The organism is Micromonospora coxensis, from assembly GCF_900090295.1.
Classification (GTDB): domain Bacteria; phylum Actinomycetota; class Actinomycetes; order Mycobacteriales; family Micromonosporaceae; genus Micromonospora; species Micromonospora coxensis.
The window spans coordinates 4,970,851-4,984,624 of the sequence record NZ_LT607753.1; the positions used below are offsets into that span (position 1 = coordinate 4,970,851).

The window sequence follows — 13,774 nt, forward strand, 5'->3', positions numbered from 1 at the left end:
CCGCACAACTGAATAGCACCACCGAAACAACGCGCGCCGACACGCAAAGTGCCGGCGCGCAGCTCTGTCCCCCACAATTTCGCCACCGCATTCCTGCGATCTTGTCGGATGCGTCACGTCGCCATTCACCGACGCCCGCCGTGCCCCGGGGCGGGTCGCGTGCCGACCGGCCGTCACCGAGGGGTTAGTCTGCGGGTTCACCAGGTCCGCGCAGCCCGCGACGCCTGCGGCGGCCACCGGACGAGGATCGAGAAGGTGCATCTCAAGAGCCTGACGGTGAAGGGGTTCAAGTCCTTCGCCTCCGCGACGACCCTCAAGCTGGAGCCGGGGATCACCTGCGTGGTGGGCCCGAACGGCTCCGGCAAGTCCAACGTCGTCGACGCCATCGCCTGGGTGCTGGGCGAGCAGGGCGCCAAGGCGCTGCGCGGCGGCAAGATGGAGGACGTCATCTTCGCCGGCACCGCCGGCCGCGCGCCGTTGGGCCGCGCGGAGGTCACCCTCACCATCGACAACACCGACGGCGCGCTGCCGATCGAGTACACCGAGGTCTCCATCACCCGCCGGATGTTCCGCTCCGGCGAGAGCGAGTACGAGATCAACGGCGACTCCTGCCGGCTGCTCGACATCCAGGAGCTGCTGTCGGACTCCGGCATCGGCCGGGAGATGCACATCATCGTCGGCCAGGGCCGCCTGGACGGCATGCTGCACGCCAAGCCGGAGGACCGGCGGGCGTTCATCGAGGAGGCGGCCGGCGTCCTCAAGCACCGCAAGCGCAAGGAGAAGGCGCTGCGGAAGCTCGACGCGATGCAGACCAACCTCAACCGGCTCACCGACCTCACCGCCGAGCTACGCCGCCAGCTCAAGCCGCTGGGCCGGCAGGCCGAGGTGGCCCGGCGCGCCGCCGCCATCCAGGCCAACCTGCGCGACGCCCGGCTGCGGCTGCTCGCCGACGACCTGCACACCCTGCGCACCACCCTGGACAAGGAGATCGCCGACGAGACCGCGCTGCGGGAGCGCCGCGAGCAGGTCGAGGCGGAACACACCGAGGTGCAGGGCCGGCTGGCCGAGCTGGAGGCGGCCCTCGCCGAGGACGCGCCGTTGCTGGCCGCCGCCCAGGACACCTGGTACAAGCTCTCCGCCCTGCAGGAGCGGTTCCGCTCCATCGAGCAGCTCGCCCGGGAGCGGCTGCGCCACCTCAGCGCCACCGGCGACGACGAGCGCACCGGCCGCGACCCGGACCAGCTGGAGGCCGAGTCGCAGCGGGTCCGCGAGCAGGAGGAGGAGCTGCGCGCCGCGCTCACCGAGGACCAGGTCCGCCTCGCCGAGGCGGTCGAGCAGCGGCAGGAGCTGGAACGGCAGCTCGCCGCCGCCGAGCGGGAGCTGGTCGCCGCCGCCAAGGCCATCGCCGACCGGCGCGAGGGGCTGGCCCGGCTCACCGGGCAGGTCAACTCGGCGCGGGCCCGCACCACCAGCGCGGGCGAGGAGATCGACCGGCTCGCCGCCGCGCACACCGACGCGCTGGCCCGGGCCGAGAAGGCGCAGGCCGACCTGGACGCGGTGGCCGCCCAGTCCACCGAGGCGGACCGGGACAACGCCGAACTCGACGAGCGGCACGCCGAGGCGGTCGCCGTCCACGAGAAGGCGCAGGCGGCCGTCCGGTCCCTCAGCGACGCCGAGCGGGCCGCCGAGAAGGACGCCGCCACCTGGAAGGCCCGCGAGGAGGCGCTCGCCCTCGGCCTGCGCCGCAAGGACGGCGCGGGTGCGCTGCTCGCCCGCGCCGGCGAGGTGCCCGGCCTGCTCGGCAGCCTCGCCGGGCTGCTCACCGTCGCCCCCGGCCACGAGGCGGCGCTCGCCGCCGCGCTCGGCGGGCTCGCCGACGCGGTCGCGGTCAGCGGGGTGGACGAGGCCGTCGAGGCGATGCGGCTGCTGAAGATCTCCGACGCCGGCCGGGCCGGGCTGTTGGTCGGCAGCCCCGCCGGCCCCGGCATGGACGGCAGCGCGGACGCGCTGCGCCCGAAGCTGCCCGAGCACGCCCGCTGGGCCCCGGATCTGGTCGAGTGCGCCGCCGAGATCCGCCCGGCGGTGCACCGCGCGCTGCGTGACGTGGCGCTCGTCGACGACCTCGCCGCCGCGGCCGAGCTGGTCGCCGCCAACCCGGAGCTGCGCGCGGTCACCCCCGACGGCGACGTGGTCGGGGCGTACGCGGCGGCCGGCGGGTCGGCGAAGGCGCCCAGCTACATCGAGGTGCAGGCCGCCGTCGAGGAGGCCCGCGCCAACCGGCTCGCCGCCGAGCGGACCAGCGCCGAGCTGCGCGACCAGCTCGTCGACGCGCGGGCCGAGGTGGCCACGGCCAAGGAGGCGGTGCAGCACGCCGCCGCCGCCAAGCGGGAGGCGGAGAGCCACCGCAACGCCGCCGCCCGCCGGCTGGCCGAGCTGGGCGCCGCCGCCCGCTCGGCGAAGGCGGAGACCGACCGGCTCGGCGAGTCCCGGGCCCGCGCCGAGGCGGCCCGGGAACGGGACCTGACCGCCCTGGCGGAGCTGGAGGAGCGGCTGCGGCTGGCCGAGGCCACCCCGATCGACGCCGAGCCCTCCACCGAGGAACGCGACCAACTCGCCGCGATGGTGCCCCGGGCCCGGCAGAACGAGATGGAGGTCCGGCTCGCGGTGCGTACCGCCGAGGAGCGGGTGGCCTCCATCGCCGGCCGGGCCGACTCGCTGGCGCGGCAGGCGACCGCCGAGCGCGCCGCCCGGGAGCGGGCCGCCGCCCGGCGGGCCGCGCGGGCCCGGGGCGCGACGATCGCCCGGGCGGTGGTCGGCGGGGCCCGCGAGGCGCTCACCCGGCTCACCGGGTCCATCGCCGCGGCCGAGGAGCACCGCGACGCCGTGGCGCGTGAACGCGCCGCCCGCGAGGCCGAGCTGTCCGAGGTACGCGGCGCGGCGAAGCGACTCGGCGCGGAGCTGGAGCGGCTCACCAGCCAGGTGCACCGGGACGAGGTGGCCCGCGCCGAACAGCGGCTGCGCATCGAGCAGTTGGAGGCCAAGGCCGCCGAGGACTTCGGACTGGACGTGGAGACCCTGGTCGCCGAGTACGGCCCGAACCAGCCCGTCCCGCCCACCCAGGCGGACGTCGCGGCGGCCGAACGCGACGGCCTGCCGGTGCCCGAGCCGGTCCGCTACGAGCGCCCGGTGCAGGAGAAGCGCGCCGCCAAGGCGGAACGGGAGCTGGCCCTGCTCGGCAAGGTCAACCCGCTCGCGCTGGAGGAGTTCGCCGCGCTGGAGGAGCGCTTCAAGTTCCTCTCCGAGCAGCTGGAGGACCTCAAGGCCACCCGCCGTGACCTGCTCACCGTGGTCAAGGACGTCGACGACCGGATCCTGGAGGTGTTCGCCAGCGCGTTCGAAGACACCGCCCGGGAGTTCGAGCAGGTCTTCACCGTGCTCTTCCCCGGCGGCGAGGGCCGGCTGATCCTCACCGACCCGGAGGACCTGCTCACCACCGGGGTCGAGGTCGAGGCGCGGCCCCCGGGCAAGAAGATCAAGCGGCTGTCGCTGCTCTCCGGCGGGGAGCGCTCGCTGACCGCGGTGGCGATGCTGGTGGCGATCTTCCGCGCCCGGCCCAGCCCGTTCTACATCATGGACGAGGTCGAGGCGGCGCTGGACGACGTCAACCTGGGCCGGTTGATCACGCTGCTGGCACAGTTGCGGGAGAAGAGTCAGCTGATCGTCATCACGCACCAGAAGCGGACGATGGAGATCGCCGACGCGCTGTACGGGGTGACCATGCGCAGCGGGGTCACCCAGGTGATCAGTCAACGGCTCAACCGGGCCGACGAGGACGAACGGCAGGAGAACGACTAGTGGCTCGGGAACGCGCGACGGCGCTCCTGGTGGACTTCGACGGCGTGCTGCGCCGCTGGGACCCGGCGGTCGCCGCCGGCGTCGAGCGGGAGTACGGGCTCTCCGAGGGCGTCCTCGGCGAGATCGCCATGCAGTGGGGGCGGCTCCAGCCGGTGTTGACCGGCCGGGTCAGCCACGCCGAGTGGATGTCCAGCGTCGCGGACGCGCTGACCGAGTCGGTGGGCAGCCCGGAGCGGGCCCGTGCCGCGGTCGAGCAGTGGCAGCGCTACCGGGGCGAGGTCGACCCGGACGTGCTCGGCTTCGTCCGTGAGGTGCGGGCGGCCGGCGTACGGGTCGGGCTGGGCACCAACGGCACCGACCTGCTCGACGCCGACCTGGCCGCGCTGGGGCTGGTCGGCGAGTTGGACGTGGTGGTCAACTCCTCGGTCGTCGGGGTGAACAAGCCGGCCAAGGAGTACTTCCAGGCGGCCTGTGCGGCGCTGGAGACCCCGGCGTCACGGGTGCTCTTCGTCGACGACGAGGACTGGGCGATCCGGGGCGCGCGGGTGGCCGGCCTGTCGGCGCTGCGCTGGTCCGGCCCGGACGACCTGCGCTACCTGCGCAAGGCCCTGGCGTACTGAGGCCGGTGCGGCCCTGCCCGGACGCCCGGACAGGGCCGCAACCGGCCGGTGCGGCGGAGTGACGGCTGACCGGCCCGCCACGGTCCTCGGCCGCCGACCACCGTCGACAGGGCCGCTGCCTACCGTCAGCGCAGGCCGGTGACCCGGGTGACGGTGAAGGGCGGGGCCGGGGCGGCGGCGTTGAGCTGGCTGTTGACCCAGAGGAGCCGGTCGCCGTCACGGGCCAGTGTGGTCGGTGACTCGGCGAGCCCGGCCGGGTCGGACCGGCCGATCACCCGGGCGCTCCGCCGGTCGGCGGCGAGCAGCGCCAGGTCCACGGTGAACCGCCAGCCGCCCCGACCGTCCGGGGCGTTCACCACCCCGTAGAGCCGGTCCTCCTCCAGCAGCAGGCCGTCGGCGCCCAGCTGCCCGCCGGTCACCGCGACCTCGGTGACGGTCCGGGCGGCCAGGTCCACCCGCCAGAGGCGTTCGGTGCCCGGCTCCCCGGTGCCCTGGTCGGCCACGAGCGCGAGCCGGCCGCAGGCGGTCACGACGATCCCGTTGAGGAATCCCGGGGCGGTCGGGAAGTCGGTGGCCGCCAGCCACGGCACGAGTCCGCCCACCGCCACGCCGTCCAGCGGGGCGCGCCACAGGGTGCCGGTGGCCGAGTCGGTGACGTAGACGGCGTCCCGGGTGAGGGCCAGGTCGTTCAGGGCGGCGCCGGGCGCCGTCCGCCGGGCCAGCAACCGGCCGTCGGGGGCGTGCACGAAGAGCGTCCCGGTGTCCCAGCCGGCCACGAAGAGCCGACCCCGGTGGTCGGCGTGCACCCCGGCGGCGCTGCTGCGGCCGTCCCCGCCGGGCGGCAGGAACGGCCGCAGCTCGGGCTGCCCGGTGCGGCCCCGGTAGACCGCTCCGGTGGTGACGCTGGTGACGTAGACGGTGCCGTCGGGGGTGACGGCGATCCCCTCGGGCCGTACGACGGGGTCCCGGGAGACCAGGTAGGTGTCGGGACGCGCGTCGGCGGCGAGCACCGGCCCGGGTACGGCCAGCAACGCGAGTGCCGTGGTGGTCGCGGCGAGTGTTCTCCTCATGAGCCGAGGGTCGGCCGCCGGGCCGGCCGGGCCCACCCCCTTTCAGGCGTACCCGAATGGTGGCTACCGTCGGTGCGGTGGTGACCCTGCGCCTGACCGCGACGGACCTCGGCCGCATCGTGCTGCGCTCCGCGCCGGCGGTGCTGCTGGAGTTGGGCGCGGCGGGCCAACGCCTCCTGCGGCCCACCGTGCCCGAGCACCTGGCCGCCTGGCGGGCCCGCTGCCGGGCCGCGCTGCGTCCGGTGATGCGCCCCTACCTGGACCTGTGCCGCCGGCCGGACTGGTTCCCCGACTTCCTCACCCCGCCGCGCCTCGGCAGTGACCTGGAGGGCGCGTTGGCGGAGGTGGACGCCACCCCGGCGGAGGTCCTCGCCGCCGAGCTGCGCCCGGCGGTCGAGGCCGGTCATCTGCCGCCGCGCGTTGCTCCGCTCGCCGCCGCAGACCCGGCGGCGCGACGGCGGCTGCGGGACGCGATGGTGGCCTTCCACGCGGTCGCGGTGGCCCCGTACTGGACCGAGATCGTCGCGGCGGTGCACGCCGACCGGGCGGTGCGCGGTCGGGCCATGGTGGACGCCGGGATCGACCGGGTGCTGCGGGAACTCAGCCCGCACCTGCACTTCGCCTCGGCGGGCCAGCGGTACGAGCTGTCGTACGAGTGCGCCTTCGGCGCGGACGTCGTGCTGTCGCCGGCCGGGCGGGGCGTCACGCTGGTGCCGTCGTACCTCGTGCCGCAGCCCGCCGTGCGGGACGACCCGGCCGGCCCGATGGTGCTGGCCTATCCGATCCGCCCCACCCGGCGGGAGCTGACCACCGGCCAGCCGCTGGCCGACCTGCTCGGACGGACCAGGGCCGCGGTGCTGGGCGCGGTCGCCGACGGGCCGAGCACCTCCGAGCTCGCCCGCCGGCTCGGCATCTCGGTCGCCTCGGCGAGCCAGCACGCCGCGACGCTGCGGCACGCCGGGCTGATCGACACCCACCGGGCCGGCCCGTCGGTGCTGCACACCCTGACCCCGCTCGGCGGAGACCTGCTGCGGGCCGGGAGTGGGCGGTGACGGGCCGCCCGGAGCGCGCCTACTCGCCGGTGACGCCGTCGATGCGCTCCCGGATGAGGTCGGCGTGGCCGTTGTGCCGGGCGTACTCCTCGATCATGTGCACGTACACCCAGCGGACGCTGATGTCGTCGGTGCCGCCGTCGCGCCGCCGGCGCGGGAAGGTGTGCTCCAGCGAGACGCCGGCGACGGCCTTGCGGGCCGCCTCGACCTCGGCGGCGAAGGTGGCGAAGTCGGCCTCCGCGTCGGCGTCGGCGACGTCGTCGAACTCGCCGTCCGGGTTGTCCTCGCTCCAGTAGATGCCGCCGAGGTCCTGCCCCGCCGCCCGGACCCGGAACCAGCTGCGCTCCACGTCCGCCATGTGCCGGACCAGGCCGAGCAGGGTCAGCCCGGACGGCTTGACGCTGGGTGTCCTCAACTGTTCGGCGGTCAGCCCCGCGCACTTGGTCAGCAGGGTGTCGCGGTGGTAGTCGAGCCAGCCCTCCAGCATGGTGCGCTCGTCGGCGACGTACGGTTCGGTGGTCCGGGTGATCTCCGGTGCTCTCCAGGTCATGCCGCCCATCCTCCCCGGCTATCCCGACAGCCCGCGACGGGTTAATCGGCGACCGCGCCGCCGAGGCTGCGGAAGGAGGCTGCGGAAGAAGGCGACCACCGAGCCGGCCGCGCCCGGCTCGTGCGCGCCGACGCTGTTCCGCACGGCGAGCACGAGGTTCTGCATGATCGTGCCCAACCCGATGCTTCGGGCCCCTGTACCGGGCAGCGGCGTCGGGCGGGGCCGGGGCCGGGGCCGGGTCAGAAGGTGTCGTTGAAGCGGTGCAGGAGTCGGGCGAACTCCTCCACGTCCCGCCGCGGCCAGCTCTGCATGGTGCGGCGGATCTGCCCCAGGCGGGCGGCCCGGGCCGCGTCGAAGCGGCGGGTGCCCTCCTCGGTGAGGCTGAGCTGGGCGGCGCGGCGGTCGTCCGGGTCCGGGTCGCGGCGGACCAGCCCCAGCCCTTCCAGGCCGTGGATCTGCCGGCTCAACGTGCCCTTGCCGATGCCGAGCCGGGTGGCCAGCTCGGTGAGCCGGATCGAGCCGGAGCGGCGCAACCAGAGCAGCAGCCCGTACGCGTTGGGCTCCAGGTTCGGGTGGACCTCCCGGGCGATCTCCCAGGAGAGGGCGCGCCCGCGCCGCAGCAGCGCGGCAAGCTCGTCCTCGACCGCGCGCAGGGCCTCCGGCAGGTGCTCCTCGTCCACGTCACCGAGCGTACGGGGCGGGGATCAGCCCGCCGGAGTCAACCGCTGCCGCGCCACCTCGCGCAGGTGGCCGTCACTGGTCGTGCCCTCGATCAGCACCTCGGACTCCCGCCCGGTGTGCGTCAGCGTCGCCACCGCGTTGCCGAAGTACGGGCCGGCCAGCTTCTTCCACCGCACGCTCGGACGGCGTACCCCGGCGGAGCGGGCCAGGGCCCGGGCGGCGGCGGCCGGCCCCGGGTTCCAGCCCAGCCGCATCAGCGGGCGCATCCCCGCCGGCACCTGGTTGTGGATGGGGGAGCAGGTGAGCTGGTGCACGGGGGTACGCACCGCCGGGTCCTCGAACCGGGCCCGGGCCACGTACGAGTGGTGCACGTCGCCGGAGAGCACGCTGATCGACGCCGGGGCCGGGTACGCCGCACCCGCCCCGATCCGGTCGCCGGAGGTCGAGGCCGTGCCGCTGCCCAGCCGGGCGAAGAGCGCGCCGAGCCCGTCGAAGGAGCGGCGGAACGCCGCCCAGTGCTCCAGGTCCAGCCCCCGGCGCAGCTGCTCGGAGACCTTCGCCACCCAGGGCCGGCGCGAGTCGGCCAGGCGCTCGTTCCAGGCCTCCACGTGGTGGATGCCCGGCGGCAGCAGCCAGGGCAGCGACGCACCGACCACCAGGTGGTCGTAGACGCCGTGCGCCCGGTCGAGGAACCAGGACCACTCGCCCGGCGGCAGCATCGCCCGGTTGCCCGGCTGGAGCACCCGGCTGCACCGGTTGTCGAGCATCACCAGGCGGGTCCGCCCCAGGTCCAGGGCGTAGCTCCACTGGTACTGCACGGCCCGCCAGCGCTCGGTGTCGTGCGCCTCGTCGGCCTCCCGGTCGACCCGCTCGCCGAACTCGCGCAGCACGTCGGTGGCGTCCTCGGCGGCCATCACCTTGGCGTAGACCGGGTCCTCGGCGATCTCCTCCGGGGACAGGTTGCCCAGGTGCTGGTACACCCAGTAGGAGGCCAGCCCGCTGCGGATCCGCTCGGCCCACCAGGGCTGGGCGCGCATGTCGTCGCGCCAGGGCGCCGAGGTGTTCCAGTCGTCGATGACCTCGTGGTCGTCGAAGATCATCACGCTCGGCACGGTGGAGAGCAGCCAGCGGATCTCCGGGTCCCGCCAGGACTCCAGGTAGAGCTTGGTGTACTCGTCGAAGCTGACCACCTGGGTCGCCGGGGCGTCCTTCGGCCGCCGTCGACGCCGCTTGAGCAGCCGGCGCACCGTGGGGGAGGTCTCGTCCGCGTAGACCTGGTCGCCGAGGAGCACCAGCAGGTCCGGCAGGCCGGCCGGGTCCTCCTCGGCCATCGCCCGGCGGGCGTACGCGTCGAGTGCGTCCGGCGGCAGCCGCCGGGCGGTGGCGTGCTGGGTGGTCTCCCGGCACGAGCCGAAGATCAGTCGTACCGGCTGGTCCCGGTCGTCGGTCGCCCTGGTCCGGATCACGCTGGGCGGGAAGCCGCTCGTCGGCACCGGCCAGGCGACCTCGTCGTCCACCAGCACCTCGTACCGGTCGACGCTGTCCGGGGCGAGCCCCTGCACCACCACGAGGGCGTAGTGGTGGTCGTACGCGGAGAAGGTCGGCGCGGTGCCGTGGGCCCCGCCGGCCGTGCGGACGGTGACCACGGCGGGCGCGCTGGTCTCCACCCAGACGGTGGCCCGGGTGCCGACGACCCGCCTCAGCAGAGGTCCAACGAGCAGGCGTGCGGCGGGCATGGCGGACCTCCGAGGTGAGCGGACTTCATCATTACTACCCCGCCGGCGGTCCCACCACTGCTGGCTGTGGCCGAGCCTACCGTCGGGCCTTCCGGGCGGCACGGGGGTGCGGTCGATGAGACGCCGTCGTCGGCATCTGACAGGATTTCGGCATGACGGAATACCTCCTCGTCGCACTCGCCCTGCTCGGTGTGCTGATCCTCGGCGGCCTCAGCCTGGTGGTGCCCCGGCTGCGCCGGCGCCCCGAGCCGCCGCTGCCGGAGACCGAGGTCGACACCCGGGCCGAGGAGGACCTGGCCGGTCCGCCGGTCGAGGCGGCGGAGTCCGACTTCTCCACCGGAGTCCTGGTCGAGCCACCGGTGGTCGAGGCGCCCCCGCTGGAGGTTCCGGAACCCACCGCCGGCCGCCTGGTGCGGCTGCGCTCCCGGCTGTCCCGCTCGCAGAACGCCCTCGGCAAGGGCCTGCTCGGCCTGCTCAGCCGCGACCACCTCGACGAGGACACCTGGGAGGAGATCGAGGACGCCCTGATCACCGCCGACGTCGGCGTCGACTCCACCCGGGAGATCGTCGACCGGCTGCGCGAGCGGACCCGCGTCCTCGGCACCCGCTCGGCCACCGAGCTGCGGGCCCTGCTCGCCGCCGAGCTGGTCAACGCCCTCGACCCGAGCCTGGACCGGTCGCTGAAGACCACCCCCAAGGAGGGGAAGCCGGCGGTGCTGCTGGTGGTGGGCGTCAACGGCGCCGGCAAGACCACCACCTGCGGCAAGATCGCCCGGGTGCTGATCGCCGACGGCCACAGCGTCACCCTGGGCGCGGCGGACACCTTCCGGGCCGCTGCCGCCGACCAGCTGCAGACCTGGGGCGGCCGGGTGGGCGCCGAGACGATCCGCGGCCCCGAGGGCGCCGACCCGGCCAGCGTCGCCTTCGACGCCGTCCGCCGCGGCATCGAGGCCGGCACCGACACGGTGCTCATCGACACCGCCGGCCGGTTGCAGAACAAGATCGGCCTGATGGACGAGCTGGGCAAGGTCAAGCGGGTGGTGGAGAAGCACGGTCCGATCGACGAGACGCTGCTGATCCTCGACGCCACCACCGGCCAGAACGGCCTGGAGCAGGCCCGGGTCTTCACCGAGGTGGTGAACGTGACCGGGGTGGTGCTCTCCAAGCTCGACGGCACCGCCAAGGGCGGCATCGTGATCGCCGTGCAGCGCAAGCTCGGCATCCCGGTCAAGCTGGTCGGCCTCGGCGAGGGCGCGGACGACCTGGCCCCGTTCGACCCGGCGCAGTTCGTCGACGCGCTGCTCGGGACCGAGCCGCTCGCCCGGGACGCGTAACCTCGCAGTGACGAACGACGATCGCGCGTACGCCGGGTGGCGTGACCCCCGCCACCCCGGTCAGGGCCTGGGGAGACCGTACGTGACCTCGCAGGAGATCCCGCTGCACGGCGGGAACGTGAGCACCGTGGTCCGGGTCGGCGACACCGTCCGGCGCAACGCCGGCCCGTGGACCCCCTCGGTGCACGCCCTGCTGCGTCACCTGGAGTACGTGGGGTTCACCGGCGCGCCCCGTGCCCTCGGCATGGACGAGCGCAACCGGGAGGTCCTGTCGTACCTGGAGGGGGAGTGCGGGGAGTACCCGCTGGCCCCGCACTGGGTGACCGACGAGGCGCTGGTCACCGTGGCCACCATGCTGCGGATGTTCCACGACGCCCAGTACGGTTTCGCCCCGCCGCCCGGGGCGGTGTGGCGCTCGTTCGGCCCGCCCCCGCCGGACACCGAGGTGATCTGCCACCACGACGCCGCCCCGCACAACGTGATCTGGCGGCCGGACGGCACCCTCGGGCTGATCGACTTCGACCTGGCCTCGCCCGGCGCCCGGATCTACGACGTGGCGTACGCGGCCTGGACCTGGGTGCCGATCTTCTCCGACCGGGACTCGATCACCCTCGGCTGGAAGCGCCCCGACCGGCCGCGCCGGCTGCGGCTCTTCGCCGACGCGTACGGGCTGATCCCGCGCGACCGGCACCGGCTGATCCGGACCATCCGCAAGCGGATCGTGGACCACGTCGAGGGCATCCGCCGGATGGCGGCGGCCGGCGAGCCGGCGTTCGTCCGGATCGTGCACAAGGGTCACCTCCGTCGCCCGATGCGTGACCTGCGCCTGCTCGACTACGAGCGGCACGCCCTGGAGCGCGCCCTGCACTAGGCGCTGCCGACCTGCGAAGAGTGGCCGTTCCGCGAGGAACGGCCACTCTTTTCCGATCCTCCGACGGCGGTGAGGAGTTCTTCACACGCCGGAAACAACCCGTCACACCTCGGAAATCGAGCGGTGTCGGTGAAGGAAACAGGCGGCGACCAAGCTTCCGCGCAACCGGCGTACGGGCGACGCTGCCCCGGAAGCCGCGAAGGAGGGAACTTCACCTTTAGGAGGCCAGCGTGCCTGAAGCACCGACGATCGACGGCGGCAACACCGTTTGGCTGCTGGTTTCGACCGCGCTCGTGCTGCTCATGACCCCCGGACTGGCGCTGTTCTACGGCGGACTCAACCGGTCCAAGGGTGTGCTCAACATGATGATGATGAGCTTCTCGGCCATCGGGCTCATCTCTGTTCTGTGGTGGTTCTACGGATTCAGCGTCGCCTTCGGGTCCGACGTCAACGGGCTCTGGGGCGACCCGGGCGCCTACCTCGGCACCAAGACCTTCCTGGCGGAGACCGACCTGTGGGGCGCGACCGCCGAGAACCCCAGCGGCATCGGGGTCCCGCTCTACGTCTTCATGGCGTTCCAGATGGTCTTCGCGGTGATCACCGTCGCGCTGATCAGCGGCGCGGTCTCCGACCGGGCCAAGTTCGCCGGCTGGCTGCTGTTCGCCTTCGGCTGGGCCACCCTGGTCTACTTCCCGGTCGCGCACTGGGTGTGGGGCGGCGGCATCATCGGCGCCAAGATCCACGCGCTGGACTTCGCCGGTGGCACCGCCGTGCACATCAACGCCGGCGCCGCGGCGCTCGCCCTGGCCCTGGTGCTCGGCAAGCGGCTCGGCTGGCCCCGTGAGGGCATGAAGCCGCACAACATCCCGCTGGTCGCGCTCGGCGCGGGCCTGCTCTGGTTCGGCTGGTTCGGGTTCAACGCCGGCTCGGAGCTGACCGTGGACTCGGTCGCCGGTCTCGCCTTCATCAACACCCAGCTGGCCACCGCCGCGGCGGTGCTCGGCTGGATCGCGGTCGAATGGATCAAGGACAAGAAGCCGACCATGGTCGGCGCCTCCTCCGGCGCCGTCGCCGGTCTGGTCGCCATCACCCCGGCCTGCGGCTTCATCGCCCCGTGGGCGGCGGTCCTGCTCGGCATCGTCGCCGGCGTGGTCTGCGCGCTCGCCATCAGCCTCAAGTACAAGCTCGGCTACGACGACTCGCTCGACGTGGTCGGCGTGCACTTCGTCGGTGGCTGGATCGGCTCGCTCTGGCTGGGCCTGTTCGCCACCAACTCGGTCAACGCCGCGATCACCGACGTGGTGGGCGCCTCCGACGGCCTCTTCTACGGCGGCGGCGTCACCCAGCTCGGCCGGCAGGCCCTCGGTGGCCTGATCGTCACGGTCTGGTCGTTCGCCGTGGCGTACGGCCTGGCCATCGCCATCGAGAAGACCATCGGCTTCCGGGTCACGGCCGAGGCCGAGGTCGAGGGCGTCGACATCGCCGAGCACGCGGAGAGCGCGTACGACCTGTCGCCGACCACCGGCAGCGCCGGCGGTGGGGCGTTCGCGATGGCCGGGCTGACCCCGGGCGCCGCGAAGCCGGCCTCGGAGGAGGCCCCCGCACCGGCCGCGCCGGTGGACGAGAAGGTCGCCGGTTAACGTTCGGAGAATGGAGGGCATGGACATGAAGCTGGTGACCGCGGTCATCAAGCCGTACCAGCTGGACGCGGTGAAGGAGGCCCTGCACGCCCTCGGCGTGGCCGGCCTGACCGTCAGCGAGGTCCAGGGGTACGGACGGCAGAAGGGGCACACCGAGGTCTACCGGGGTGCCGAGTACACGGTCGAGTTCCTGCCCAAGATCCGGGTCGAGGTGCTCACCGACGAGATGGACGTCGAGAAGATCGTGGACGCGATCGTCGCCGCCGCCCGGACCGGCAAGATCGGTGACGGCAAGGTGTGGGTGACCGGGGTCGAGGAGGTCGTCCGGGTCCGCACCGGCGAGCGCGGCCTCGACGCCCTGTAGG

At 73.9% G+C, this 13,774-nt stretch carries 11 protein-coding genes; 7 read left to right on the top strand and 4 right to left on the bottom strand.

Going from position 1 to position 13,774, the window contains the following annotated elements; genetic code table 11:
- Positions 1-255: 255 nt before the first annotated feature.
- Entirely contained in the window at positions 256-3,855 is a 3,600-nt protein-coding gene (smc, locus tag GA0070614_RS22760) for a chromosome segregation protein SMC (protein WP_088977873.1), read from the top strand.
- Positions 3,855-4,475 (top strand): HAD family hydrolase, encoded by a 621-nt coding sequence (locus GA0070614_RS22765; protein ID WP_088977874.1) that lies wholly within the window; start codon positions 3,855-3,857, stop codon positions 4,473-4,475. The genes smc and GA0070614_RS22765 overlap by 1 nt, the downstream gene beginning before the upstream one ends.
- A 125-nt stretch (positions 4,476-4,600) precedes the next feature.
- Here the strand turns inward: GA0070614_RS22765 and GA0070614_RS22770 are convergent, their stop codons facing one another.
- Positions 4,601-5,545 carry an SMP-30/gluconolactonase/LRE family protein gene (locus GA0070614_RS22770; RefSeq protein WP_088979595.1) on the bottom strand — a complete coding sequence of 315 codons (945 nt, stop codon included), beginning with the start codon at positions 5,543-5,545 and terminating at the stop codon, positions 4,601-4,603.
- 77 nt (positions 5,546-5,622) lie between these two features.
- Between GA0070614_RS22770 and GA0070614_RS22775 the strand changes: the two genes are divergently transcribed.
- Positions 5,623-6,597 (top strand): ArsR/SmtB family transcription factor, encoded by a 975-nt coding sequence (locus GA0070614_RS22775; protein ID WP_088977875.1) that lies wholly within the window; start codon positions 5,623-5,625, stop codon positions 6,595-6,597.
- Between the two features lie 19 nt (positions 6,598-6,616).
- Here GA0070614_RS22775 and GA0070614_RS22780 read toward each other — a convergent pair whose 3' ends face one another.
- The 3 genes from GA0070614_RS22780 to GA0070614_RS22790 form a co-directional block, all read right to left on the bottom strand.
- On the bottom strand, positions 6,617-7,147 hold the full coding sequence (locus GA0070614_RS22780; protein WP_088977876.1) for a DinB family protein: 531 nt from the start codon (positions 7,145-7,147) through the stop codon (positions 6,617-6,619).
- Positions 7,148-7,386: 239 nt separating this feature from the next.
- The gene (locus GA0070614_RS22785; RefSeq protein ID WP_231933360.1) at positions 7,387-7,827 is read right to left on the bottom strand and encodes a MarR family winged helix-turn-helix transcriptional regulator; all 441 of its coding nucleotides are present in this window, start codon (positions 7,825-7,827) and stop codon (positions 7,387-7,389) included.
- Between the two features lie 24 nt (positions 7,828-7,851).
- Positions 7,852-9,564, bottom strand: a complete 1,713-nt coding sequence (locus GA0070614_RS22790) for an alkaline phosphatase D family protein (RefSeq protein WP_088977877.1) — start codon at positions 9,562-9,564, stop codon at positions 7,852-7,854.
- A 152-nt stretch (positions 9,565-9,716) separates the two neighbouring features.
- Here GA0070614_RS22790 and ftsY point away from each other — a divergent pair, with 152 nt between their 5' ends.
- The 4 genes from ftsY to GA0070614_RS22810 all read left to right on the top strand — a co-directional run bounded on the left by ftsY (position 9,717) and on the right by GA0070614_RS22810 (position 13,773).
- Positions 9,717-10,898, top strand: coding sequence for a signal recognition particle-docking protein FtsY (gene ftsY / locus GA0070614_RS22795; protein ID WP_088977878.1), 1,182 nt, complete (start codon positions 9,717-9,719; stop codon positions 10,896-10,898).
- A 7-nt stretch (positions 10,899-10,905) separates the two neighbouring features.
- Entirely contained in the window at positions 10,906-11,769 is an 864-nt protein-coding gene (locus GA0070614_RS22800) for an aminoglycoside phosphotransferase family protein (protein WP_172892486.1), read from the top strand.
- Between the two features lie 230 nt (positions 11,770-11,999).
- Positions 12,000-13,409, top strand: coding sequence for an ammonium transporter (locus GA0070614_RS22805; protein WP_088977880.1), 1,410 nt, complete (start codon positions 12,000-12,002; stop codon positions 13,407-13,409).
- A 25-nt stretch (positions 13,410-13,434) separates the two neighbouring features.
- A complete protein-coding gene (locus GA0070614_RS22810; RefSeq protein ID WP_170839442.1) occupies positions 13,435-13,773 on the top strand; it encodes a P-II family nitrogen regulator in 339 nt (112 codons plus the stop codon).
- Position 13,774: the final 1 nt, after the last annotated feature.